This is a genomic window from Flavobacterium sp. J49 (assembly GCF_011742145.1).
Classification (GTDB): domain Bacteria; phylum Bacteroidota; class Bacteroidia; order Flavobacteriales; family Flavobacteriaceae; genus Flavobacterium.
The window spans coordinates 274517-298653 of sequence record NZ_JAAQQU010000105.1 but is presented as its reverse complement, the minus strand read 5'-3'; the positions used below and the strand labels follow the sequence as shown (position 1 = coordinate 298653).

The 24137-nt window shown below is 38.3% G+C and carries 19 protein-coding genes; 7 read left to right on the top strand and 12 right to left on the bottom strand.

Going from position 1 to position 24137, the window contains the following annotated elements:
• Positions 1-2: 2 nt before the first annotated feature.
• Positions 3-1049: an o-succinylbenzoate synthase gene (locus tag HA632_RS12125; protein WP_176307457.1), complete on the top strand. Its 1047-nt coding sequence runs from the start codon at positions 3-5 to the stop codon at positions 1047-1049.
• 43 nt (positions 1050-1092) lie between these two features.
• On the opposite strand, the gene creD is transcribed toward HA632_RS12125, so the two are convergent.
• The 6 genes from creD to HA632_RS12095 are packed head-to-tail and all read right to left on the bottom strand — an operon-like array spanning position 1093 to position 4857.
• Entirely contained in the window at positions 1093-2448 is a 1356-nt protein-coding gene (gene creD / locus HA632_RS12120) for a cell envelope integrity protein CreD (protein ID WP_176307456.1), read from the bottom strand.
• Between the two features lie 14 nt (positions 2449-2462).
• Positions 2463-2786 carry a hypothetical protein gene (locus HA632_RS12115; protein ID WP_176307455.1) on the bottom strand — a complete coding sequence of 108 codons (324 nt, stop codon included), beginning with the start codon at positions 2784-2786 and terminating at the stop codon, positions 2463-2465.
• The gene (locus HA632_RS12110; protein WP_176307454.1) at positions 2767-3444 is read right to left on the bottom strand and encodes a DUF1361 domain-containing protein; all 678 of its coding nucleotides are present in this window, start codon (positions 3442-3444) and stop codon (positions 2767-2769) included. The genes HA632_RS12115 and HA632_RS12110 overlap by 20 nt, the downstream gene beginning before the upstream one ends.
• Before the next feature lies 1 nt (position 3445).
• Positions 3446-3901 carry a Coq4 family protein gene (locus HA632_RS12105; protein ID WP_176307453.1) on the bottom strand — a complete coding sequence of 152 codons (456 nt, stop codon included), beginning with the start codon at positions 3899-3901 and terminating at the stop codon, positions 3446-3448.
• A gap of 46 nt (positions 3902-3947) precedes the next feature.
• Positions 3948-4244, bottom strand: coding sequence for a transcriptional regulator (locus HA632_RS12100; RefSeq protein WP_176307452.1), 297 nt, complete (start codon positions 4242-4244; stop codon positions 3948-3950).
• Between the two features lie 4 nt (positions 4245-4248).
• Positions 4249-4857, bottom strand: a complete 609-nt coding sequence (locus HA632_RS12095; RefSeq protein ID WP_176307451.1) for a hypothetical protein — start codon at positions 4855-4857, stop codon at positions 4249-4251.
• A gap of 86 nt (positions 4858-4943) precedes the next feature.
• On the opposite strand from HA632_RS12095, the gene HA632_RS12090 reads away from it, so the two are divergent.
• Both HA632_RS12090 and HA632_RS12085 read left to right on the top strand, forming a co-directional pair.
• On the top strand, positions 4944-6317 hold the full coding sequence (locus HA632_RS12090) for a M28 family peptidase (protein ID WP_176307450.1): 1374 nt from the start codon (positions 4944-4946) through the stop codon (positions 6315-6317).
• A 257-nt stretch (positions 6318-6574) separates the two neighbouring features.
• Entirely contained in the window at positions 6575-6925 is a 351-nt protein-coding gene (locus HA632_RS12085; protein ID WP_176307449.1) for a DUF1801 domain-containing protein, read from the top strand.
• A 37-nt stretch (positions 6926-6962) separates the two neighbouring features.
• Here the strand turns inward: HA632_RS12085 and HA632_RS12080 are convergent, their stop codons facing one another.
• From HA632_RS12080 to HA632_RS12060, 5 genes are all read right to left on the bottom strand, one after another.
• Positions 6963-13865 (bottom strand): gliding motility-associated C-terminal domain-containing protein, encoded by a 6903-nt coding sequence (locus tag HA632_RS12080; protein WP_176307448.1) that lies wholly within the window; start codon positions 13863-13865, stop codon positions 6963-6965.
• Positions 13866-13898: 33 nt separating this feature from the next.
• On the bottom strand, positions 13899-14717 hold the full coding sequence (locus HA632_RS12075; protein WP_176307799.1) for a hypothetical protein: 819 nt from the start codon (positions 14715-14717) through the stop codon (positions 13899-13901).
• Between the two features lie 47 nt (positions 14718-14764).
• Positions 14765-15583 (bottom strand): 3-deoxy-8-phosphooctulonate synthase, encoded by an 819-nt coding sequence (gene kdsA, locus HA632_RS12070; RefSeq protein WP_176307447.1) that lies wholly within the window; start codon positions 15581-15583, stop codon positions 14765-14767.
• Positions 15584-15652: 69 nt separating this feature from the next.
• Positions 15653-16108 (bottom strand): 2-dehydro-3-deoxyphosphooctonate aldolase, encoded by a 456-nt coding sequence (locus HA632_RS12065; protein ID WP_176307446.1) that lies wholly within the window; start codon positions 16106-16108, stop codon positions 15653-15655.
• A gap of 41 nt (positions 16109-16149) precedes the next feature.
• Positions 16150-16641: a DUF4199 domain-containing protein gene (locus tag HA632_RS12060; protein WP_176307445.1), complete on the bottom strand. Its 492-nt coding sequence runs from the start codon at positions 16639-16641 to the stop codon at positions 16150-16152.
• Positions 16642-16736: 95 nt separating this feature from the next.
• Here HA632_RS12060 and HA632_RS12055 point away from each other — a divergent pair, with 95 nt between their 5' ends.
• From HA632_RS12055 to HA632_RS12045, 3 genes are all read left to right on the top strand, one after another.
• Positions 16737-17294: a YeeE/YedE family protein gene (locus HA632_RS12055; protein WP_176307444.1), complete on the top strand. Its 558-nt coding sequence runs from the start codon at positions 16737-16739 to the stop codon at positions 17292-17294.
• Between the two features lie 3 nt (positions 17295-17297).
• Positions 17298-17711 carry a DUF6691 family protein gene (locus HA632_RS12050; protein ID WP_176307443.1) on the top strand — a complete coding sequence of 138 codons (414 nt, stop codon included), beginning with the start codon at positions 17298-17300 and terminating at the stop codon, positions 17709-17711.
• A 363-nt stretch (positions 17712-18074) separates the two neighbouring features.
• On the top strand, positions 18075-20900 hold the full coding sequence (locus HA632_RS12045; RefSeq protein WP_176307442.1) for a T9SS sorting signal type C domain-containing protein: 2826 nt from the start codon (positions 18075-18077) through the stop codon (positions 20898-20900).
• Between the two features lie 75 nt (positions 20901-20975).
• On the opposite strand, the gene HA632_RS12040 is transcribed toward HA632_RS12045, so the two are convergent.
• Positions 20976-21656 carry a Crp/Fnr family transcriptional regulator gene (locus tag HA632_RS12040; RefSeq protein ID WP_176307441.1) on the bottom strand — a complete coding sequence of 227 codons (681 nt, stop codon included), beginning with the start codon at positions 21654-21656 and terminating at the stop codon, positions 20976-20978.
• Between the two features lie 103 nt (positions 21657-21759).
• Here HA632_RS12040 and HA632_RS12035 point away from each other — a divergent pair, with 103 nt between their 5' ends.
• On the top strand, positions 21760-24135 hold the full coding sequence (locus tag HA632_RS12035) for a heavy metal translocating P-type ATPase metal-binding domain-containing protein (RefSeq protein ID WP_176307440.1): 2376 nt from the start codon (positions 21760-21762) through the stop codon (positions 24133-24135).
• Positions 24136-24137: the final 2 nt, after the last annotated feature.

Sequence of the window (24137 nt, the reverse complement as noted above, 5' to 3'; positions counted from 1 at the left end):
AAATGACCGCAACTTACCATAAATATGTCCTTCATTTCAAACAACCTTCAGGCACTTCTCGAGGGGTTTTAACCGATAAAGAAACCTGGTTTTTGGTGCTCGAAAAAGAGGGTAAAAAAGGCATAGGCGAGTGCGGAATTTTGCGCGGATTATCGGCTGATGATCGTCCAGATTATGAAGAAAAATTACAATGGGTTTGTCAAAATATTCATCTCGGTGAGGAAAAATTATGGCAAGAATTAATAGAGTTTCCTTCGATTCAATTCGGAGTGGAGATGGCTTTTCTGTCTTTAAAAAGTGAAAATCCGTTTGTTTTATTTCCCTCAAAATTTACTTCGGGCGAAAAATCTATCGTCATTAACGGACTCGTTTGGATGGGTGACGAAGCGTTTATGAAGCGTCAAATTGAGGACAAAATTGCCCAAGGATTTACGTGTATCAAAATGAAGATTGGCGCCATTGATTTCGACAAAGAAATCGAATTATTGCGCTTTATCCGACAGATTTTTGATGAGAAAACCATCGAGATTAGGGTTGATGCCAACGGTGCTTTTTCTGAAAATGAAGCTTTAGATAAACTAAATCAAATCACTGGTTTTAAATTACATAGCGTAGAGCAACCCATCCCAAAAAATCATACTGACATGATGTCAGTTTTGTGTAAAAACACGAATTTGCCCATCGCTTTAGATGAAGAGCTTATCGGTGTGTTTTCTTTTGAAGAAAAAGAACAATTGCTCCAAAAAATCCAGCCGCAATATATCATTTTGAAGCCGAGTTTTATCGGTGGTTTTCGCGGTACTTTAGAATGGATTTCCTTGGCGGAAAAATTGAATATCGGTTGGTGGGTTACTTCCGCTTTAGAAAGTAACGTTGGTTTGAATGCGATTGCCCAATTTACTTTTTTGCAAAATAATTTAATGCCGCAAGGTTTAGGAACAGGAAGTTTGTACACCAATAATTTTGATTGTCCGTTGCAAGTTTCACAAGGCCAACTTTGGTATAGAAATGAGCTCGATTGGAAAATTGATTTAGACCATTTTGAATAAAAAAAAACCTGCTCGAAAGAACAGGTTTTTTTGCTTTAGAAAGTTACTTTCCCCAATCGATTTTTCGGGAGAAATACATCACTGCTCCGAGGATGAAAAATAAGCCAATGCTTCCAACTAAAAGTGCATAATCTTCCATTTGGATAATCACATAAATGAAGGTGTACAAAACGGAAAGTGATGTCGCAATAAACAGCGGGAATTTTCTATTCTTCAAAATTGAAATCGAATAGAGCGTAATCATAATTACCACTGCAATTCCCGAAATAGCATACGCCAAACTAAAACTGCTGTGTTCGGTAATCGATATCAAAAGGGTATAGAACATAATCAATGCAATGCCAATCATGGAATATTGAAAAATGTGGATATTGATTTTGCTGATCGACTGAATCAAGAAGAAAATTAGGAACGTTAAACCGATTACAAGGAAGCCATACTTAGAAACGCGTTCGTTTTGCTGGTATTCGTCCACAGTATCGATTAATGTTACGCCAAAGCGGTAATCCTCCAGATTCGGTAGAACGTTTGCGTATTGCTGCGAAAACGTGCGGTTGATGTCTAAAATTTTCCAATCGACGTGAAAACCGTCTTTATTGATCACTTTGGTAGTGTCGTTGGCTGCAAATGAACCTTCAAAACTTGGTGATTCCCAATCGGAATCAATCCCAACAGAAGTTACTTTTCCAATCGGAATAAAGTTGATGCTATTGCTTCCGTTGTAGGTGATGCCAAAATTGAAATTAATAAGGTTATTACCGGCCAAAGCTTTGTAATCAAAGAGATTGGTGGCTAAAACACTGTAATTGCTTTTGTCATCCGGTTGTGGCTCAAAGGTTAGTTTTTCATTGTTGAGCTGGATTTTCAATTCACTTTTGATGCTTTTTAAATTGGTTGTCTTAACGATAATGGCCGCTTTGTCCCATTGAATGCTCTCTTCGGGAATATTGAGTTTGGCAAAATTAGGTGCTGTGAAGTTTCCTTTAAAACTCATATCCGCAGTAAATACCACCGGATTAAAAATACCGCGTTTTAAAGATTCGTTTTTCTTTACCTTAGAAGTGTTGGTCAATTCATTCGGAAAAAAATAGGCATAATTGGTTGTCGCTCTTCTTTGTAAAGTGGCGGTGCCGGTTTTTTGGTCGATCACGTTGATGTTCTCGTAAGTGTTGTAGGGCAATCGTAAAATAGGGCCGTAAAAAGCAACATCACTACCCCAAAGATTGGAGATTTCATTGACGACTTCCGATTTTCGTTGGGAACGCTCCATAATCAAATTTTGCACAAAAAGTAACGGGATGAGCAGGACAAAGGTGAGCAATCCCACCATCATCATTTTGGCGGTGTTGGATTGGAAGAAGGTTTTTGTTTCGTTTTCTTGAAATTCTTGATTTTCCATGATTTAATTGTTTTTTAGGATGAATAATTTTGATGCATTGCGATAAAAAAGTAAAGAACAGCGATAGGAATATTGGCCAACATGATCAGCATTTTGATGGCTAACGTTTCTCGTTCATTGGGATAAATGCAAAACTGATACAGCAGATTGAGCAAGACTATTCCGTTAAATAATAAAGCAAACAGCACATAAAAGAAGCCTACAACCAGCAACTGCATTGAGTTTGGCACGAGCAAATAAAGAATTAAAATGAGTGTGCCAATGGCAAAGGAACACATGGCCAAATAGGTTGAAAAGCGGCTTGAGTTGTTTCTTTGATTATAAATTTGTGTTTCCATGAGAAGGATGATTTGAAGTTAAATTCTTTTTGATTAAAAAGGAGAAATAAATGAATACGCCAAAGTGTATTGAAAACAATATTGATTTAAGAGAAATGGCCATTTGAAACAAATCAAAAGCCAAATCAATCGGATTGCTAATGATGTCCCAACTATTATAGCGCAGAATTCGCCCGATATAAATGCCGATGCCACAGAGAAAACAAATGGCAGGAATGATGAAGTTGGTGTTTTTTAGCGGTAAAAACTGTTGAACAATTTTTTCAAAATCGAGTAAAGACAGTATTCCAAAGGCAAACCCTATCAAGGCATAAGAACTCAGTATAATCAAATCGAGCCAAAAAACACGATCATCCGAGTTAACCAAATGCACTAAATCGGTGATGATATAAAACGCATTGGGAACAAAAGCCAACCAAACTGCCATAATGGCCAGCACTTTGAATTTGGCTGTTTTCTTTAAGTCTAAAGTCAATAAATGCGATGTAATTGCATAAGGAATGATGGCTAGAAATACGTTCCAAATCAGGAAAAACAAGTAGATGGAGTTGGTGATTTTGGCCCTGACCAATAATAGCGAAAGGCAATACAGACCATAAATAAGCAACAGTTGATTGGCTTTTTTGTTTTGATTGAAAAGTTTTAATACTACGTTCATTTTATTTGATATTAAAAGAGGTTTGGATATTTTGAATCGGTAGATGCAGCATTTTTTCGAAGGCTAAATCGTAAAAATGGTGTGCTGCTTTTCCGCGTTGGTAATAACTTGAAAATAATTTGAATCGGGTAGGATAGAAGAGTGTACCGATTGTGATAACCGCAAATTGATAGGTGCTTTTTTTGCCGTTGCCCAACAAATAGTATTGCATTCCGATTTCTTCCACTACAGAAACGCCGGTATTGGTCAGCACGTGAAATACATCGTGATCTTCGAGTTTGGGTTGCATTTCGAAATTGTATTTCAACAGAAAGCAACCCATGTGAAATCCTAAACTGTCTTGAGGATACAGTATCAATTCCTTTGCAGTGACTTGCCAAGGTTCATTCTTTTTGAAGAATTTTTGGTAGGGCTTTTTGCTCCACTCATACATTTTTTCGATAATTAAATCTCTCATAAATTAAAAGTACTTTGAAATTCAAAGTTAATAGATAAAAAAATAGTTAGCTTTTAGATATTAATTTTTCAAGCGCTTCAATGTGATCCTGAAAGGCTTTTTTTCCGGTTGCCGTGGCGATGTAACGCGTGTTGGGTTTTTTGCCGATAAATTGTTTTTCAATCATGATGTATTCTTCGGTTTCTAAGGCTTTGGTATGGCTGGCTAAATTACCGTCTGTGACACCCAATAGTTCTTTGAGCATGTTAAAATCGGCACTTTCATTAACCATCAATACCGACATAATCCCCAAACGTATTCGGTGATCAAAAGCTTTGTTGATATTTTGGATGAGGTTTTTCACTTAATTAATTCCTGTCGTATTTATAATGCATCACAGCGCCGTAAATGATATGGCAAATTCCGAAACCCACTATCCACACATACAAACCATAACCTGAGTATTCTACGGCGATTAAACCTAAAATGATTTCGGTGATGCCCAAATAGCGTACGTCTCGCAAAGTATATTTACTGGCATTGACACAAGCTAATCCGTAAAATATCAAGGAGATAGGCGCAATGAGACCGTAAATACCGTGTCTCAATAAAAGTAAGCACAAAATGCCTCCGGTAATCAATGGAATGCAAAAATTAATTAACAGTCTTTTTGACGATGGATTCCACACTTTTTCTCCAACTTTTTTCGCTTTTTTGACGGTTAGCAAATAAGCAGTGATTAACGACAAAACCAATACTGCTAAAGCAACAGCTATAATTAGTTTGAAGGTTGTGCTTTCCAAAGTGATGTACTTGGAATGGTGATTGTCGATTAAAAAGTTGACCGCAATGGCACCGCCTAGCGCATACAATCCGGCCAAGATACCCGATAAACCGCTTAGCGAGATAAACTGACTAGATTGCGCCATCATTTGCTTGATGTCTTGAATGTCTTTTAGATAATCTTTTGCTTCCATATAAAAGTACTTTGAAAAACAAAGTAAGTAAATAATTTTTCCGCAACCAAATGTTTTTTCATTTATTTTTGAGAAAAATTACTCCAATGAAGAAATTGCTTTTCGGATCCTTATTTTTCCTGACTTCTTTAACCTTTGGCCAAATCAAAGACGAGCAAATGTTGAAAGACATCTATAAAATGGCTTTGACCAATTCTAAAAGTTATGCGTGGCTCGATGATTTATCAAATAAAATCGGGCATCGTTTGTCCGGTTCGGTTGGTGCAGAGAAAGGCGTAATTTATACCAAACAACAATTGGAGACTTTGGGTTTGGATAGGGTTTATCTTCAAGAAGTGATGGTGCCCAAATGGGTGAGAGGTGAAAAAGAAACCGCTTATATTTTAGATAAAAAACGAAAAATAAGCGTTCCTATTTGTGCCCTTGGCGGTTCAATAGCCACTCCGAAAGAAGGGATTACAGCCGAGATTATCGAAGTGCACAGTCTTCAGGAATTAGAAACTCTAGGAGAAGCCAAGATCAAAGGCAAAATCGTTTTTTACAACCGCCCGATGGAACCCGAAAATATTGATGCGTTTGTGTCTTATGGCCGATGTGGTGACCAAAGACGATCAGGTGCTCAGGAAGCGGCAAAGTTTGGCGCTGTTGGTGCCATTGTTCGCTCGCTCAATTTAAGATTGGACGATTTTCCACACACCGGAGCCACCAGTTATGGCGATTTGCCCAAAGAGAAATATATTCCCACCGCCGCTATCAGTACGAATGGCGCCGAATTGTTAAGCCAAAAATTGAAAGAGAATCCGAAACTTTCCTTTTATTTCAAGCAATCATGCCAAAAATTAGATGATGTACTTTCATACAATGTAATCGGAGAAATTAAAGGAACGGTTTATCCCGAAAAAATTATGGTGGTGAGTGGTCATTTAGATTCTTGGGATTTAGCCGATGGCTCACACGATGATGGCGCCGGTTGTGTACAGAGTATGGCCGTTTTAGAGCTTTTCAAAAAACTCAACTACCAACCTAAAAATACGATACGGGTAGTTTTATACATGAACGAAGAAAACGGTGGAAGAGGCGGACAGCAATATGAAGCAGAATCCAAGCGCAATAATGAAAATCACATTTTTGCCATGGAAAGCGATGCGGGTGGTTTTACGCCCAGAGGTTTTTCTTTGGAATGCGATGAGCCTAATTTTATCAAAGTCAGAAGTTGGACACCGCTTTTTGAGCCTTATTTGATTCATCTTTTTGTAAAAGGACACACGGGTTCGGATATTCATCCGTTAACATCAACTAAAATCGTTAAAGCCGGTTTGCGTCCCGATTCACAACGTTACTTTGATTACCATCATGCCGCCAATGATACTTTTGATGCCATTAACAAGAGAGAATTAGAGCTGGGTACGGCTACTATGGCTTCTTTACTTTATTTGTTTGACCAGTACGGTATCGATTAATTCAGACCTATGAGAAAAAAAATATTTTTCGCTTTGCAAATAGTAAGCATGTTTCTGTTTGTCCTCTTGTTGAGCGGAGTTTATGGCATAATCAACGAGGTCATTAATAGTAAAGAAGACTTTGCTTTTAATCTCGGATATGGTGTCGGAGCAGTTTTAATTTTTTGTCTTTTGTTTTGGCTCAACATAAAATTGTATAAGTACACATCCAAAGCCAATGATAAATAGCGTGTTCAGATTAAAAAAAAGACTATTCATTGAAGCCAACAGAATTATACATACTCAACCAACCTCAAAAGTACAGGGATATACTTCTGCATATTATTGCGGTTGTCGAACATACCTTACCCGAAGTTACTTTGGAATACAAATGGGGTATTCCTTATTTTTATTATAATAAGAAACCGTTTTGTTATCTCAATGCCAGTCACAAACACCAATTTGTAGATGTTGGTTTTGCCAGAGGTTTCAAATTGAAAAACTATCAAGAACATTTAATCGCCGACAATGGAAGAAATACAATTAAGTCATTGCGTTATCATTCTCTAGATAAAATTGACAATGAGGTTTTGGTTGAAGTTATTAAAGAGGCTAAGCATTTATATTAAAAAAAAAACGTCCCGACTATCGGGACGTTTTTTAGTTTTAGTTTTGACCTATTTTATAAATCCAGCCGGTTTTAGTTTCCGTTTCATTATTGAATTCAATTACGTAGTAATAAGTACCGTCAGGTAGTTCTTCTCCTTTGTCGGATTGACCTTTCCATTCGTCACGGTATTGATTTTTACTGTAAACTTTCATTCCGTATCGGTTGTAAATGCTAAGCTTTTTAACATCTAACAAACTCAAATCAAAGAAATCATTGTTGCCGTCATTATTGGCAGAAATTCCTTTTTGAATATCACAATAGATTCTGTCTAACGTAATCGACTCATTTCTAAAACAACCATCAGGAGTAGTAACGGTCACGTTAAATGAGATTGGCAATTCTTCTACAACCGTAGTAGAATTTAGATATTGAGTAACGTCAAATGTATTAGCATTAGAACCTACCAACTGTTGGTTACTGGTGAACCAAGCAAAACTGGCGGCATTTACATCAAAAGTAGCATTGACTGCGGCAACTTCTAAAATGAAATTGTTTCCAATACAACTTCCGGTAATTTCAAAATCAAAACCACTTTGAACGGTTACGGCAAGACTTCCGTTGGTTGCACATTGTCCGGCATTAGAAGTAAAGGTATAGGTTCCGGTAGTGGTATTGTCAATAACTGCTGGTGTCCAAGTTCCACTTATGCCTTCAATAGAAGTCGTAGGAAGTGTTGGTGCAATTTCACCAATACACAATGGCGCAATACTATTAAAGGTAGGATTCACAATCGGATTAACGGTAATGGTCAATGTCGATGTCGGACCACAAACACTTGAATTTAGTGTAAAAGTATAAGTACCGGTTTGGGTATTGTTGGCAGTGGCCGGACTCCAAGTACCGGTGTATCCTTCAATAGAAGAGGTTGGTAAAGCAACGGAATCACCACTACAAATTGTGATCGGATTGAAAGTTGCCGTTACAAACGGTTTCACGACAATTGTGCCGGTGAGATTTACGGTATTACAAATTCCGCTTGCGGTTACTGTATAGTTGAAAGTACCCGATTCAGATGGAGCACCACTAATAGTGAAAGCTCCTGCACCAGTATCAAATGTTCCGGTAACTCCGGCAGGAAGTCCAGAAACAGTAACAGTGGTAGCCTCAGTTGCAGTATAAATGATGTTTGCAATGGCATTATTGATACAAACAGTTTGACTATTGTTGTTTGAAGTTAAAACCAAACCAGTAGAAGGCGTTAAAGAAACTACCCCAGAAGTTGGCAACGAGCTACATTCAACAGAAGTAACGCTAACAGCATCAAGGAAATTCCCAACAGAAGGATTTCCGCCTGCACTAGATACAGACACAAACCGCAAGCTGTAGTTGTTGCCTCCGGTAGCCGGTATAGTATAAGTTAAGTTGTGTAAAACCCAAGCGGTGTTACCATCGGTAAAGTTGCCTAAACTTACATAAGGTCCGCCAACCGGTCCAATTTCTACTCTAACAGTATCATTACCTTGACGACCTCGGTGAGCAAAAGAAATTTGCAATTGTGAACCCGGACTTGTAGTAAAGTCTTGGAAAATAGTTGCAATTGAATTTCCGTTCATTTCAATAAATTGTGTGCCTTGGTAAGCAAAAACATTTTCAAAACCTGCAGCTGGCCAAACTTCTAAAATTCCGTCGGCTGCCGTTGTGTCCCAACACGGAACCACATTTTCATTTAACATATTAGGAAACTGACCTGTAGCGGTTGGGTTTTCAAAACTACCATTACAAAATTGAGTAGCAATTGGTGTGGCCACAACCGTATAGGTTCCCGGAACAGCAGTCACAAAACTGGCAACATTCCCAGGATTAGTAAAGCCTGAAGGAACAGTCCATACATAATTATATGAGCCCGGCACTTGTGGTGTAGCAGTTATAGTAGCGGTTTGGTTATTACAAATAGCAGTACTATTAACCGATACCACTGGAGCTCCCGGATTAATTAAGGTTACCGTATCGCTCGAAGTTACCGTACAATTGGTAGTGCTGAGGGTGAAACCTGCATAAACACCGGCATTTAATCCGGTTAAGATAATTTGACCGTTGGTGTTTGAGGTAATGTTTGTTGGACCAACCAGAACAGTATCATCTGTATAGCTTACAGCATAAGATTGGTTAGGAAGCAAATCACTAATAGTGATTGTTCCGGTATTTCCGTTACAGGTCAAAGGATCTGTACCCGTTACCGGTGCTGTTGAAGGAATGTTAAACGTGATAATATCAGTAGCGCTAAATGGACAACCATTAACCGCAAAATTGAAGTTTGAATAAGTTCCGGCATTCAATCCGGTTAAGGTGTAACTACCTGTATTATCGGTTAATATCGCAATCGGACCAACACTTGTACTATCATCTGCATACATCAAATTATAGGTGGTGTTGGCAACTAAATTCCCTATAGTAATTGTCCCATCATTTGCAGCACAACTCGTTGGAGTAGTAGAAGTAAAGGTTGGGTTGGCTTGTAAAGTATAAGTCGCTATATAATTAGCGCCATTATTATTGATTAGGATAGTATCATCACACTGAGTGGTAGAGTTAACATCTCCGGTTACATCATAATACACTTCCAATATATATTCTCCTGCAGGATAGGCTGTTAAATCAATTGGGAATTCGGCATCTGTAAGTACTCTTTGCCATTTTTGGTCACCGGTAATACATGGTCCGCCACTTGGGAATGTACCACCAGCACAGTCATCTAAAAATGGTAAATTCATCACGGCAAAAGCTCCGGGAGTTCCGGAAGCTGGATAGATTCGATAATTTAAACGGGCACTACAAACATTTGCGGTGGCAATTTTAAACGTTTTTAATTCAGCTCCTCTCAATTTAAAAGTATTGGAGTAGGAAACAAAAGTTCCGAAATCGGTATTAGGGAAAATATTTTGGGCTGGCCCGATAATGGAAGCCCCTGAACCTAAAGTATTGAAAAAGTTTGAGGTTTGACAATTGTTTAACCACACTGCACTGGCATAACTTCCAAAAGAACAATCTTGATAGACAGTAATCGCTAAAGTTGTTGTAGTAGCACATTGGTTGGCATCCGGTGTAAAGGTGTAAGTTGCCGTTTGGGTGTTATCGACTACCGCCGGAGACCATGTTCCAGTAATTCCATTCAAAGAGGTTAATGGCAACACTGGTGCTGCATCTCCGCTACAAATAGGTGCCGGAGATAAGAAAGTTGGCGTAATCAATGGGTTAACAGTTGTAGTGACAACTACAGTTGAAGCACACTGACCGGAATCAGGGGTAAAGGTGTATGTGCCTGATTGGGTATTGTCAATGGTAACAGGATTCCAAACACCGGTTACATTATTGTTTGATATGGTAGACAATACCGGTGCAGTTGTACCATAACATAAAGCCGGAATAGCATCAAAACTTGGATTAATTGTTGGATTAATTGTGATGGAAACCGTAATAGGGGAAGAACAAGCGCTCGTATCCGGCGTAAAAGTATAACTTCCCGATTGCGTATTATTGACTAAAGCAGGTGACCAAGTTCCTGTTACGCCATTGTTGGAGGTTGTAGGTAAAGCAGGAATGGTTTCACCTTCACAATAAGGACCAAAAGTATCAAATACAGGCACGGCATCATTACTCACAGTCACTGTAACAAAATCGGATACATCTTGAGGACAAAGTGTATTACCGTCTGTTGACGCAGCAGTTATGGTGTAAACACCGGCAGCTGTTGGCGTAAAGGTAATGGCACTTCCGGTAGTGGCGCTAAGTCCAGTGGTAGCCGGTGAAGAAGTCCAATTGTATGACCCGTTACCGCCGACAGCATTCAGATTTACAGTATCTCCCAAACAGATAGTGTCGTCTGAAGTTGTTGCATTAACTTGGGTTTGAATACCACTGTTTGCAGCAATAACATAATTACAAACGTCACCACCAAAACCATCAATCATAATGTAATAAGTATTTCCGACAACCAAACCATTCGCTGAAATATTGGTTGACCCTGAAGGAACAATACCCGGACTCCAACAAGTAAAGTTGTTTACTGTACCTGCACAATTGGTAGCGCTAAAAATCATAATCTGAATACCACCATTTTCAAGCGAGCTTGTTACCCAAACATCAAAAGAAATTGTGGTTGAGGTAGCCACAAATGTTAAAAAGGAGTTGTTTTCAATAGAACCACAAAACGCAGTGTTTAATTGAGACCAATAATTGGCTGTGTATGAAGAAGAGGTGCTTCCACAATAGCCATTTAAATTACAAATTGGCGTCGCTGTTTGACATGTATTTCCAGCCGGTTGATTGTTGATACAAGTCGGTGGTGGTACAGGAGTGGTAATACAAATATTAAAGGTTGAATTTTGATTTGGAGTTGAAGTGTATGAATAAATACGAATAAAATATACTTGTCCTACGGTTAAATTACTGGCCGTACTAGAGTTAGGGTCACTACAATACAATTGGTTTAAAGCCCCGCAACTACCGGTGTATAAAACATGGAATAAGTCTTGTGTAGAACCGGCAACATTTAGTAATGAGATGATATGTTGGGTGCTGGTAGCTGTAAATTGGAACCAAACATCATCGTCATCAGTCCCAAAACAAGTATTTCCTTGCGATGAAGCCGTAGCTCCAGATAAGGATCCAGATGCTGTCAAAGTACAAAGAGTAGCTGTATTTACAGGAACTATTACTGCATTGGCACACTCATCATTGGTAATTAAAGTGGTGAAAGTTCCTTTGTTTGACCATAAACTTATATCCGTCGAACTACAAATGGCTCTTACATAAACATCATAAGATGTGGCTGAGGTCAAACCAGTGGCTTGGTATGGATTGTTTGTAGTAATTATCCCTGTAGCTGATGCTAATGGTACAGGCGAACCTGCAGGAAGTAATAAAACCTCCCAAGTTGTTGCTGTTCCAACTTCAGTCCAAGCGATAGTAGCATTGTTTTGTCCAATAGCTGAAATTGCTACTGCTGTTGGTTTAGGACAAGTTGGCTGTGGCAAACACAAGATGGTTGCATCCCAACCGGCTAAAGTTACAGAAGTATCAGAGGTAAATACAAATGTCAAACACCCGTTAACAGCGCTTGAGGTAAATGAAGGGGGAAGTGTAGCTCCCGTAAAATTGCCAAGCAAAGTAGTTCCGGTAGCACTATTTCCATCATAAATTTTTAGGTAGTCAAATCCACTTTCCAAGTTGAAAGTATTGAAAATAACTGTTATTTGATCACCGGGTGTATCAGGGCAAATTACAGTAGTAACATTGGCATTGTTGTTATAAACTCCAGTTGCACCACCCGTATCATAGAAATGATTGCCGGCACAATAGTTGGCCGCGGTTGAAAACAAATACGGACCTGCCCAGGCACTAAAAGTACCATTGCCACAATTTGCTCTAACATAAAATTGGTAATTGGTTCCTGAATTTAAACTCGAGATAGGATTGGTTGTATTACTACTGGTTTGAGTACCTGCCCCAGTCGGTATTGCCGAACCTGCCGTTTGTACTACATACTCCCACGAAGTTGCAGCACCGGGATTTGCCCAACTGATATTGGCTCCGTTTTGACCGATGCCGGTAGCATTTAAAGTTGATGGTGGCGGACAGTTGACGGTTTGCAAGGTTAGAGTGTATCCTGTTGTTTGTGGAGAGGCCCAAGTTGAAATAACTATATAGTAAGTAGTGCCGGCAGTAACTGTTAAGTCAAATGTTCTCACTCCGGTTCCGGAATTACCAACTCCTGCGATACAACTGACACCAATATTGGCACAACTGTTATAAACGAAAATTCCCGAATATGTTGCTGTTGGGGTCATCGTAACATTTACTACTCCATTTGCTGTAGCGGTATAAGCATATACTACATCATTACCATTGAGGTAACCGTTAGCAGCACCACAAGAAGTTCCTGGCACACCTTCTATGGCGGGGTTATCACTATAGTTTGAAGTGTTGTCTGTAGTTGAATAGGGCAGAGTACCAATAACAATCGGAGCAGCACAACTTATCCCCGGAGAAGTAGTCGAAAATGAAAAAGGTCCAACCCATTGACTGCTTCCACCACTGCTACAAAGCGCTCTTACATAATATTTGTAAGCCGTTGTTGGTGTAAATGCTGTTCCGGTTGCTGTAGCGGTTGCATTATAAGGCAATCCTCCATTGTATACAACTCCAATACCTGTAAAAGTCCCTGCAGCCGGTAAGACTTCAATTTCCCATGAAGTGGCTCCGCTAGGATTGCCCCAATTCAAATTAGCTGACGTTTGTGTAATTCCCGAAGCGGTCAGTGTTGTTGGATCTAAACATTGCTCAATGATGCTAACATTATCAACTAACCATCGATCTCCATCCAAAGTAGTTAGCGGTTGGGTGTATACTTTTACAAATGAAACATAGATTTGTTGTCCGGCATAGGCGGATAAATTAACTACTTTTTCTTCATAAATATTGTAGGTAGTCGTCAAATCAACTTCTGTCCATTGTGTTACCAAAGTATAAGCTGCCGGATTGGTTTGTGAAGCACTGGCAGGTGCAACTTTGATTTGATAAATGGTTCCTTGGTTACCGGTGGTAAAACTTCTGGTATAAAAATGAAGCTGTCCGTTGGTCGGAATAGTAACCAATGGTGTAGTCAAATAGTCTTCAGAAGTATTTCCTTGGCCTATATTTTCTCGGTTTACATAAGCAGCATTGGTTCCTTGATAAACAATAGGAGGTGTAGGTGGTGTGGTTACAGAACTGTTGATTCCCCATCGTTGTCCGAGGCCAATCCCATTGTCAAACACTGCCCAGTTTCCTGTGCCCAATGTCCAAGTGGTTGAGGGTAGTCCGGTTGGTCCAGTGGTTGATTCAAATCCTTCTAGCGCTAATTGGGAATGCCCACTTATGGAAAAGAAGATGGTTAATAATAGTAATGTAATTTTTTTCATACGGGTTGGTGTTAGGTTGGGTAAATAAAAAAATTATACTTTAAAAATGCCTCCAAAGGCAATGATTCTTTGTAAAAAATAAAAGTGTTGTGAGGCACTATCAGATTTGCTGCTGGTAGTCCTGATGTCATTCATGTCAATATATCCTCCTTTTAATTCTGCTTGAACAAAAAAGTGTTTGAAAAAAGTGAAGTTTAGGCCCACTTTTGCGGAGACACCATAACCGGCAACGTGAAATTCGTCATACCTTTCTTTTCCCAATAACATGGTGTTGGTTTTTGGATACAAAAATCCGGCTCCTAATCCTTCTGTAATATTGAGTTGGAATTTATCAGTATTGCGAATTTTAAAAAGCTTTGAAATATCATCAACTCTCGAAAATTCAGTATTCACATAATTTAAACCATCGGTGTGTTCAAAAGTTAAGAAATCTTCAGTCAATGTTATGGGCTCGTTATTGTATGTGCCGTCAAACGGAGTTCCTTCGTTGATATTACCGGTGATGTTAACGACCTGATTCTGATTCATGACATATTTCATATGATCAAAACCAATGGAAATATTATAATGGTCATTGATAAAATAACCAATTCGTAAATTGGTTTGCGGTATGGTCATTCGGGCCGGATTTACATAGTCAATTTGCCAACCTTTAGGTTTGTCTCGGGCTGTTACATCATTTAAAGTAAAATTGTAATTGTCTCCTTTAAAATGAATATCTGATTTTGAATAACTTTCTCTATTTCCTCCCCAAAACACATACATTTTACCTTTGTTGTGGGCGGTGTATTTATCAGGATTGGCTGTTTTTTCTTGTGCTGAAACGGTTTGTGTTAAGGCATAAATCGTCAAACATGAAACAAAAAATATTTTTTTCAAGGCTTAGAGGAATTTAAAAATTAAAAAGAATTAATGGTTTTTCTAATGGCTACTAATCTGGTCATTAAGCCCTCAAAATAGTCTAAGTGTAGCATATTAGCACCGTCACTTTTAGCATTAGCAGGATCAAAATGGGTTTCGATAAAAATACCGTCGACGCCAACCGCTATTCCTGCTTTGGCAATGGTTTCAATCATGTCAGGTCTACCGCCGGTTACACCTGTAGTTTGGTTGGGTTGTTGCAAAGAATGGGTAACATCTAGCACTGTCGAAGCATATTGTTGCATCGTCGGAATCCCTCGGAAATCAACAATCATATCCTGATAGCCAAACATGGTACCTCTATCTGTAACCATTACGTTTTGATTATTGCAATCTAACACTTTCTGAACGGCATGTTTCATGCTTTCCGGACTCATGAACTGTCCTTTTTTCAAATTGACGGTTTTTCCGGTTTTGGCAGCAGCTACAACCAAATCGGTTTGGCGAACCAAGAATGCCGGTATTTGTAAAACATCAACATAGGCTGCAGCCATTGCCGCATCTTCATTGGTATGAATATCAGTAACTGTCGGAATATGGAATGTTTCTGAAACTTTTCGAAGAATTTTAAGCGCTTTTTCATCGCCAATGCCCGAAAAACTATCAATTCTGGAGCGGTTGGCTTTTTTAAACGACCCTTTGAAAACGTATGGGATTTGTAATTTATCAGTTATACTAACTAACTTCTCGGCAATTCGCAATGCCATTTCTTCACCTTCAATGGCACATGGACCAGCAAGTACAAAGAAATTTCCACTATCGGTATTCTTGATTTGTGGAATGGTATTTATATTCATAAAATTTCAGGTTTTAAAAACCGCTAAGTTATGAATAATTTGGTTATTTTATATAGTTATTTTGTTAAGTTATTTTTTGATGCTGAGGCCAATGGGAACAAGTAAATATCCTCTTTCATAAATGTTTACATAAAGTTTTATCGGGCTCTTTTGGCCTTCCCATTTCAGCTCGTAAATATCTAAAAAACCTGCGCCTATTTCTGTTCTTTTGGTCGGAAACGGACAACAGCTTTCCAATTTGGTAAAGGTTATTTTTTCACCATTTGGCCCTGCCAAAGCCCTTAGATATCTTTCTGCATTGAGGTTTTCGTCTTTGGTGTTTTTGTAAAAAACATTCACGGGATAATCCGGGTCGTAACCATATTTTTTGTCTTTGCTGTATTCGGTTAAAACAAAGGCATCTCCTTTTAGGGTAGGAATAGGTGCATTGTCATCCACATTTTTCAAAGTGGAACGGGTACTGACACAAGAAGTGAACAGAGAAATCAGAACTACAAAAAGAGAGAATTTGGCAAATATTTTCATGATGGACTGTTTTTTTTCGATTCTACAATAACCGTGCAAATTTATTTTTTGTTTCTAATCATTAGGGCAATAATTGCTCCGGCTATGGTACCCATTGACAATTCAGTATAGATGCTTTCTATGATGAAACTTCTCAAATTGAAATAATTTTTAGCCGCTTCAAGCGTCATGTGATACTTAAGTAAAGGACTTTTTGTTTTGTATTCAATGGCGGTTTCAAAAAAATGAGGTGTAATACTTTTGTAGATGACCAATTGCGCAAAAGGCATTAACAGAGCAATAAAAAAGGACAAAATAATGCCGGTCACAAATCCTTGTGTCCAAGTCATTTGATTGTTAAAAAAGTATTTCTTTTTTTCTCTTAATGCCAAATAAAAAAACAAGAAAGCCGGAATGGCAAAAAGATTGGTATATATGATGTATTTGTCAATATGTTGGTCGTGTAGTCCGATGAATTTTTCACCGATAGCCCAAGCCAATACAAGAAGTATAAAGCGCAGCGTCCATTTTATTTCTATAGAATAGTTTTTCATTTTAGGGTTTGTTTGAACGTCAAAAATACTTTATTTCAATAAATTTTATACCGCTGTACACTTTAATATTTCTATTTTTGTAAAAAAAAAGTCAGATGGAATTTATTACTCACACTTGGCATTGGGCTATTTCGGGTTTTTTAATCGGTATGGTGATGCTGACGCTTAATTATTTCGGCAAAGTATTCGGAATGTCTTCCAATTTGCGTTCTCTTTGCGCGATGACCGGTATTGGTAAAAAAGTGCCTTTCTTCGACTGGGATTGGAAATCACAACGCTGGAATTTGGCTGTGGTTGTAGGCGCTATGATTGGCGGTTATGTGGCAGTAAATTTTTTGAGCGATGCATCCAATGTGGCTATCAATCCACAAACTATTGAGCAATTAGCAGTTATGGGAATTGAGGCGCCCAACGGGAAGTTATTGCCTAGCGCTCTTTTTGGGAGTAATATATTTCAATCACCTAAAATGATTTTGATATTAATTATCGGTGGTGTTTTAATTGGATTTGGTTCTCGTTATGCCGGTGGTTGTACCTCAGGACATGCTATCTCCGGTTTGAGTAATTTGCAATTGCCTTCTCTTAAAGCGGTAATTGGTTTTTTTATTGGCGGCTTGATTATGGCACATTTTATTTTACCTCTAATTTTTTAAGAAATGAATTTATTAAGATACGTTATAGTGGGCTTTATTTTCGGGATAATTTTAACCAAAGCAGAAGCGGTTTCTTGGTACCGAATTTATGAAATGTTCCAATTTCAGTCGATTCATATGTATGGTATCATTACAGTAGCCATCATTACCGGTTTAATTGGAATCCAATGGTTTAAAAGAAAGCAAATCAAAGACATTGAAGGGAATCCCATTTACATTCAGGACAAAGAAAAAGGCAATGTCCGCTATTGGATAGGTGGTATTCTTTTCGGATTGGGTTGGGCTATGGTTGGTGCTTGTCCAGGACCTATTTTTATCCTACTTGGGGCAGGGTTTTTAAGTGTCGGATTGATATTGATAGGTGCAATTTTCGGTACCTTTTTATATGGTTTGCTGAAAGATAAGTTGCCTCATTAATTTCATTTTTAAAAGATACATAAGCGTCCCATTTATTGGGATGTTTTTTTTATCATACAAGATCCGTTTTGACCATCCTTCTTTTAATGTGTTCATTCTAAAAACCGAACTTTTTATAAATGCGTACATTAATCCAATTCCAAATTTGATTTTGTATTTTGTTAAATAATTCTCAAAAAAAAGCTAAAAATCATCTTGCAAAATATATAATCATCCGATAAAAAGCAAAAATCCACCATTAAGCGCAAACAATATGCAGTTCGTAGATTTTTTGTGCTAAACATCGGAAAAAGTGGAGGATTGTTTGGCTAGGGCTTAATTTTGCTAAAGTTTTATAATCCAAATCTAAATAAAACACCATTTATGAAAAAGTTATTATTCTTACTAGCTATTCTTTTAGGTTGCTCTTCTGAGATTTCAGCTCAATGTACTTTAACCGGTTCTCCCAATGTTAATTCAAGTGTAGTTACTTGCAGCACATTTTCGGGCTGTACCACTATTTATATTGGAGATGGTACAAATCCGACTAATGTAGTGATGAATCAGAATTTAAATTTCAGCTGTTACGGAGCCATTCAGTTGGTGATAAGAAATAATGCCACTATTGATTTTTCGAATGGGAACTATGATTTGTCTTTAGCTGCCGGTTCTTCTATTGTAGTGGAAAGTGGTGGTAATATTAGTTCCGGAAGTAATTGTAGTGCCTCTGACTTGATTAAAATCGGTACCATTAAAGTGGCTTCTTGTAACGGAAGTGGCGGTGCTATGACTGATTTTCCTAACTTGGTTTCAAGTGGAGGGTATAATGTGGTTATTGCTTCAGCGACAGCTATCTGCGGTTCAGGAACATCAACCATAAACGCTTCTCAAAACCCGGCACCAACTTCATCAACCACTTTCAATTTTTATACGGTGGCCTCAGGAGGAAGTCCAATTTTTTCAGCAACGACAACTTCAAGTCCCTATACCGTTAGTTATACCACCGGAACATTGTCTGCTTCATCAACTTATTATGTTGAAGCGGTTACCAATGCAACAGGAGTAGTTACACCTAGAAAGGCAGTTCAGGTAACAGTAAATACTATACCAACTGCTCCAACTGTAACAGTAACACATCCCACTTGTAGTATAGCAACAGGAACGATAACTGTTAACAGTCCCACAGCATCTGGTATGACTTATAGCATAAATGGTTCAACTTATACCAATACTACCGGAGTTTTTACATCAGTAGCTACCGGCACTTATAATGTTACCGTAAAAAGTGCAGCCGGCTGTATTTCTTCTGTTACTAGCGCGACTGTTAATGCTCAACCTTTTACACCGGCTCAACCAACGACTGGTGGTTTGACACAACCTTCTTGTACTTTAACCTCAGGAAGTTTTGTCATCACTAATTATAATGCAGCCTACACTTATTCGGTTTCTCCTTCTGCAGGGGTTGCAGTATCTGGCTCTACGGTTACAGCTCCTTCCGGGACTTATACTGTTACAGCCACATCAGGTTCATGTACTTCTGTAGCTTCTAATAATGTTGTTATTTCGCAACAGCCAACCAATACATGGAATGGAACAGTTTGGTCAAATGGCACTCCTACATTGGCACAAAAACTGGTTTTTTCAGGAAACTATTCTTCTACCGGTAATGTATCGGGTTGTACTTGTACTGTGACTTCAGGTAGTGTTGTTTTTAATGCCGGACATACTTTGACTATTGCCAATGAGGTTACGGTTAATCCCGGAGGATCTTTGACCTTTGAAGATACAGCGAGTTTGTTGCAAACCAATGACGCTTCCGTAAATTCGGGAGACATTATTTACAAAAGAAATACAACTCCTATGAAGATGTATGATTATGGTTATTGGTCATCACCGGTGAGTAATGCTACACTAAGTCAATTGGCCGGCGATTCTTATTTTTATTCCTTTAACCCAAGTATCAATAACTATGTTTATCAAACAGCGGGAACTACCATGGCTTTGGGAGTAGGTTATCTTTCAAGAGCTCCTGAAAATTTAGTTTACAATCCGACACTAATCTTGCAGTCTACTTTTGTTGGAACACCAAACAATGGAATTATTTCAACGCCGATAGTAAAATCAACGGCCACAAATAATATGATTGGGAATCCTTATCCTTCGGCTATAGACATTGATTTGTTTATAACGGATCCGGCTAACTCCGGAATTGTAAACGGAACTATTTTTCTTTGGACACACAATACAGCCATTGTCAATAATAATTACTCGGTGAATGATTATGCTAAATACAATTTAACCGGTGGTGTAAAAACGGCAAGTGCTGCTCTTTCAGGAGGTGCAGTTCCAACTGGTAAAGTAGCAGCCGGACAAGGTTTCTTTATTGAAGCCAATACCGCTTTGGCTAACGGAACGTATTCGGCTACTTTTAAGAATTCGATGAGAATTTCAGGAAATAACAATCAGTTTTTCAGAACAAACAACAGTAATACTGTAAATAACAGTGATGGAGGTTCCGTTTCTCAGGCTTTAGAAAAGCACAGAGTATGGCTTTCTATTAGCAATGATGAAGGAGCTTATAACGAAATGTTGGTAGGATACATACAAAATGCAACGAATGATTTTGATGTCCTTTATGATGGGAAAACTACTGTGGTAGGCAATCCGGTTTCGATTTTCACCACAGTCGGGACAACAGATTTGGCTATCCAGGCTAAAGCCTTGCCTTTTTCAACAGACGACGTAGTTCCATTTGGAATTGCCAGTACAATTGATGGAGAATTGACCATTACTTTGGAAAATTTCGACGGCTTATTTGACAATCAAAATGTTTATTTGCTTGACAAAGTAACCGGTCTTTACCATGATTTAAAAGCCGCAAATTATACTTTTTCAACTGCTAACGGGACGTTCAATGACCGATTTGAGTTGAGATATACTACACAAACTTTAGGAATAGACACTCCTACAGTTGCAGACGATGCCATCAAAGTGGTTTCTAATCACAATGGACTATCCGTATATTGTGCTGCTGCAAACATTAGCAAAGTAGAAGTTTTTGATGTTTTAGGAAAACAATTGTACAGTAAAAAAGATTTAGAAACCAATGCGCTGGAAGCAATTCAATTACAAGGCGTTTCACAAATACTTTTGGTAAAAGTTACTTTGGAAAACGGTCAAACTTATACAAAGAAAACGTTGATACAATAACTAACCCTGTTATCTTATCAGCTACCACCTTTATCGCAAGATTGAGGTGGTTTTTTGTTTTAAATCCACAGGAAATTATTCGGCTATACGACGGAGTTTGTTTTTGTCGACTATTATGATTTTTTTGCCTATCAAATCAATCCAGCCGCTTTTCTTTAGCTCGGAAAGCAATCGAATACAGCTTTCAGTAGCAGTTCCAATCATTCCGGCCAACTCTTCACGAGACAATTGTAAACGAAGTGCTCCCTCGGTATCTGTACCGAAGGTTTCTTCTAAATAAATTAAGGTTCCGGCCAGACGCTCCTTTACACTTTTTTGCGCCAAATCGACCATGTGATCATCGGCTTCTTTTAAGTCACCACAAATAGATTTCATCAAATTCATGGAAAATTGATTGTTTTGCGTAAAGAATTGAATGATTTCTGTTTTAGGAATAAAACAAACTTCCATGTCTTCTAAAGCTACAGCACTTAAATTGGCCGGTTCTTCGCTAATCATGGAACGCTGTCCAAGCAATTCGCCCGGCTTAACCAATTTTACAATTTGGTCTTTACCGTTGGAACTCAATTTAGAAAGTTTACAAACCCCATCTTTAACACAGTAAATACCGTTGGTTATTTCTCCTTCTTCAAAAATAGGTTCTCCTTTTTTGATAGTATAAGAGGTTTTGCAATCGGCCATTTTGAGCAACTCATCTTTGGTCAATGACTTTAGAGAGCTAAATTGTCTCACGATACATTGTTCACATTTACTCATACTGTTTTGGGTTTGTTTTTACAAAGATATTCAAAGTATGACAATTATCATATTTTAATTTTAACGCTTGCTCGACCTTTGTCAAAGGTAAAATGAGCAAATTATGAATACATCACAGTGTTTCCATTGTGGTAATGAAATCATAAAAAAAGACGAAATTCTTTTTGATGGTCGGAGTTTTTGTTGCAACGGTTGTAAAACAGTATACGAAATCTTCAGTCAGAATGACTTGTCGTGTTATTATGACTTTCAATCAGCGCCCGGCGCTACACCACTCGATATTAAAGGCAAATATGATTTTTTAGCCAATGAAGAAATTGTCAACAAACTACTCGAATTCCAAGAGCGTACAACACATATTGTTTCACTCTACATTCCTCATATACACTGTAGTTCGTGTATTTGGATTCTGGAAAATCTACAAAGGCTTCAACCGGGAATAGGCGCTTCTCAAGTTAATTTTCCCAACAAAAAAGTCCGCATTACTTACAATCCCGAACAAACCAATCTTAAACAAATTGTTGAGATGCTTTGTTCCATTGGTTACGAACCTTATATCAGCTTAGAAAATTTTGACGAAGGCAAAAAGAAAGTTGATCGTTCCCTGATTTATAAATTGGGCGTGGCATTCTTCTGTTTCGGAAATATCATGCTCTTGTCCTTTCCCGAATACTTTGAAGTCAATGAATTTTGGATAGAGCAATACAAAGGATTCTTCCGTTGGCTGACTTTTGCGTTGTCTCTTCCGGCTTTTATTTATTCTGCTTCCGGGTATTATGTGGCCGCTTGGAAAAGTATTAAACAAGGTATGTTAAACATCGAAGTTCCCATTGCTTTGGGTATAGTGGTGATGTTTATCCGAAGCACAGTAGACATTGTTTTTGGGTATGGACAGGGCTTTTTCGATAGCATGTGCGGGTTGATTTTCTTTATGTTATTAGGAAAGTTGTTCCAACAAAAAACCTATGATTTCCTCTCGTTCGAACGCGATTACAAATCTTATTTTCCGATTGCCATTACAAAGATTTTGTCTAATGGTACAGAAGAAGCCGTTCAAGTTTATGATATTAAAAAAGGGGACAGGCTATTGATTCGCAACCAAGAATTGATTCCGGTAGACGGGATTTTGATTTCCGAAAAAGCTTCTATAGATTATAGTTTTGTTACCGGAGAAGCCGTTGCTATTGATAAAAAATCAGGAGATAAGATTTTTGCCGGCGGTAAGCAACTGGGCAAAGTCATCGAAATGGAAGTTTTGTTTTCAGTTTCCCAAAGTTACTTAACCCAATTGTGGAGCAATGATGTTTTCCAGAAAAAAGTTGACCAAAAACACAAGTCCATCACCGATAAAATTAGCCGTTATTTTACACCGGCGCTATTGCTGTTGTCTGTGGTGTCTTTTGGCTATTGGATTTTTATTGATGTGGCTACGGCATTTAACGTTTTCACGGCTATATTAATTGTGGCTTGTCCGTGTGCCTTGGCTTTGACAGCTCCATTTACTTTGGGGAACGTATTACGCATTTTGGGCAACCGAAAATTATACCTTAAAAATGCTATCGTCATTGAGCAACTGGCCAAAGTAGACACCATCGTTTTTGATAAAACCGGAACAATAACCACCAATAAAAAGACGGCCATCACTTATGAAGGCGAGGTTTTAAATGATTATGATTTAAAGTTATTGAAAAATGCTTTAAGAGGTTCCAACCATCCCTTGAGCCGAAGATTGTACGATTTTATTCCGCCTCAAGATAAAATGGAGGTAAACCATTTCGAGGAAATTATCGGAAAAGGGGTTTTTGCTGAATTGGATGAAGGGACGGTCAAATTAGGTTCTTCTCAGTTTTTGCAGCACATGAGTGAAAACACCCATAAGAAGACCAAAGTCCACGTTGAAATTAACGGGATTTATAAAGGCAGTTATGTTTTCAACAACCAATACCGCAACGGATTGGAGCAATTGTTTGAGAATTTGGCCAAAAAATACAACCTTATAGTATTGTCGGGTGACAATGACGGGGAACGTAAAATTTTGGAGAAAATGCTTCCGTCGAAAACGCTATTGGTGTTCAATCAAAAGCCTGAGCAAAAATTAGCCTACATTGACAATCTTCAAAAAGAAGGGAAGAATGTTCTTATGATAGGTGACGGTTTGAATGATGCCGGTGCTTTGGCCCAAAGTAATATCGGGATTTCCATTTCAGAAAATGTCAATGTGTTTTCACCGGCTTGTGACGGAATTTTAGATGCGAGTCAGTTTTCTAAAATAGATTTCTTTTTGAAATATGCTAAAAACGCTATGATAACCATTTACCTGAGTTTCGGATTGTCATTGCTGTATAATGTAGTCGGCTTGAGTTATGCGGTAAGCGGTAATTTATTGCCTATAGTAGCTGCGATTATCATGCCTTTGAGCACGATAACCATAGTGAGTTTTGTAACCATTATGAGTAATGTTTTTGCCGGTAAGAAATAAAA

Excerpts from the sequence above, each read along its gene's own strand:
- HA632_RS12105 (WP_176307453.1), bottom strand. The coding sequence starts at position 3,901 with ATGAGAGATTTAATTATCGAAAAAATGTATGAGTGGAGCAAAAAGCCC.
- HA632_RS12040 (WP_176307441.1), bottom strand. The coding sequence starts at position 21,656 with ATGAGTAAATGTGAACAATGTATCGTGAGACAATTTAGCTCTCTAAAG.
- HA632_RS12055 (WP_176307444.1), top strand. The coding sequence starts at position 16,737 with ATGGAATTTATTACTCACACTTGGCATTGGGCTATTTCGGGTTTTTTA.
- HA632_RS12080 (WP_176307448.1), bottom strand. The coding sequence starts at position 13,865 with ATGAAAAAAATTACATTACTATTATTAACCATCTTCTTTTCCATAAGT.
- HA632_RS12110 (WP_176307454.1), bottom strand. The coding sequence starts at position 3,444 with ATGAACGTAGTATTAAAACTTTTCAATCAAAACAAAAAAGCCAATCAA.
- HA632_RS12045 (WP_176307442.1), top strand. The coding sequence starts at position 18,075 with ATGAAAAAGTTATTATTCTTACTAGCTATTCTTTTAGGTTGCTCTTCT.
- HA632_RS12060 (WP_176307445.1), bottom strand. The coding sequence starts at position 16,641 with ATGAAAAACTATTCTATAGAAATAAAATGGACGCTGCGCTTTATACTT.
- HA632_RS12095 (WP_176307451.1), bottom strand. The coding sequence starts at position 4,857 with ATGGAAGCAAAAGATTATCTAAAAGACATTCAAGACATCAAGCAAATG.
- HA632_RS12065 (WP_176307446.1), bottom strand. The coding sequence starts at position 16,108 with ATGAAAATATTTGCCAAATTCTCTCTTTTTGTAGTTCTGATTTCTCTG.
- HA632_RS12115 (WP_176307455.1), bottom strand. The coding sequence starts at position 2,786 with ATGGAAACACAAATTTATAATCAAAGAAACAACTCAAGCCGCTTTTCA.
- HA632_RS12090 (WP_176307450.1), top strand. The coding sequence starts at position 4,944 with ATGAAGAAATTGCTTTTCGGATCCTTATTTTTCCTGACTTCTTTAACC.
- HA632_RS12035 (WP_176307440.1), top strand. The coding sequence starts at position 21,760 with ATGAATACATCACAGTGTTTCCATTGTGGTAATGAAATCATAAAAAAA.
- HA632_RS12125 (WP_176307457.1), top strand. The coding sequence starts at position 3 with ATGACCGCAACTTACCATAAATATGTCCTTCATTTCAAACAACCTTCA.
- HA632_RS12050 (WP_176307443.1), top strand. The coding sequence starts at position 17,298 with ATGAATTTATTAAGATACGTTATAGTGGGCTTTATTTTCGGGATAATT.
- creD (WP_176307456.1), bottom strand. The coding sequence starts at position 2,448 with ATGGAAAATCAAGAATTTCAAGAAAACGAAACAAAAACCTTCTTCCAA.
- kdsA (WP_176307447.1), bottom strand. The coding sequence starts at position 15,583 with ATGAATATAAATACCATTCCACAAATCAAGAATACCGATAGTGGAAAT.